Here is a 1,295-nt window from a genome sequence, read left to right on the forward strand (position 1 = left end):
TGAAGTTCCCCCACATTACCGGAGGGTATAGAACACTGGATCGGCCATTTCTGGCGTTGGTTTGGAAACAGATTTCTTGCTGCCTTTCCTCCTTTTTTCAAACTCTACAGGCGACAGGTAACCGATGCCTGAATGCAGCCGGTGCGGGTTGTACCAGCCCTCGATCCAGCTAAAGATGTCGCGCTTGGCTCCTGCCTTTGTTGGCCAACTTCTCCTGTCAATCAACTCACATTCCAGACTCGCAAAAAAGCTCTCAGCCATGGCGTTGTCGTAGGCATCACCCACCGTCCCCATGGAGGGCGTTACCTTCATTTCTTTGCAACGCTGGCCAAACGCCAAGCTGGTGTATTGGCTGCCCTGATCGCTGTGGTGAATCACCCGCTCTGGCTTTCTGGTGTAAAGCGCCATGTTCAAGGCAGCAACGACCAAGTCCGCTGTCATGCGTGAGCCAAAGGCCCAGCCCACCACTTTGCGGCTGAAGACGTCGATGACGACGGCCAAATAAAAAAAGCCTTGCCAAGTCGGTATATAACTCATATCGGCTACCCACAGTTGGTTGATGTCATCGGCAGCAAAGCAGCGCTTGACCAGGTCTGGCGCTGCTTCGTGCTTGCCGTCTCTTTGCGTGGTCACCACAAAGCCCCGGCGCCTGCTCACGCCTTGCAAACCCATCATCCGCATCAAGCGCTCGACCCGTTTGAGGTTGACGACTTGGCCCTGATGGCGCAGTTGCGCGTGCACGCGTGGTGCGCCATAGGTGCAGTCACTGGCTTGATGAATTTTGCGGATTTGCTCACACAGCTGAGCATTGCGCAGCTGCCTGCGACTGGGCGTGCGAGCACGCCACTCGTAGTAGCCGCTGCTGCTCACTTGCAGGTGTTTGCACATGGCATCTATGGGAAGGTCGGCCTGATTTGCTTCGATCAGCGTGTAGACGGCGTGTCTGCTTCGCTTTTGTGAGCAAACCAGGCTGTAGCCTTTGCCAAGATATCGCGCTCCTGCTTAACTTGCCTGAGCTCGCGCCGTAATGCGGTCAATTCTTGGCGCTCAGCGGTGCTCAACGGTGCATCTGAAGACGTATCGCCGGTTTCATCAATTTGACTCTGGCGAACCCAGGTGCCAATGCTGGTGGCGTGGCATCCAAACTCTCGGGCAAGTTCAGCATGTGTGCGACCTGCTTTGGCCAGCTCAACAATTTGACTGCGAAACTCAGGTGGATACTGCGGGCGTTTTGAAGACATGATGGACTCCTTCTTTGAGAAATATAAGGTGTCCGGTCAATGGGGGGAACTTCA

General features: G+C 55.0%; 1 protein-coding gene. It reads right to left on the reverse strand.

Annotated features, from left to right (window positions below):
* Positions 1-15: 15 nt before the first annotated feature.
* A protein-coding gene (locus BUE21_RS14075; protein ID WP_234971162.1) for an IS3 family transposase occupies positions 16-1,241 on the reverse strand; the annotation gives its coding sequence in 2 pieces (ribosomal slippage) (positions 16-974 and positions 974-1,241; 1,227 coding nt in all).
* Positions 1,242-1,295 lie beyond the last annotated feature (54 nt).

Source organism: Lampropedia hyalina DSM 16112, from assembly GCF_900129055.1.
In the GTDB taxonomy this organism is placed as follows: domain Bacteria; phylum Pseudomonadota; class Gammaproteobacteria; order Burkholderiales; family Burkholderiaceae_C; genus Lampropedia; species Lampropedia hyalina.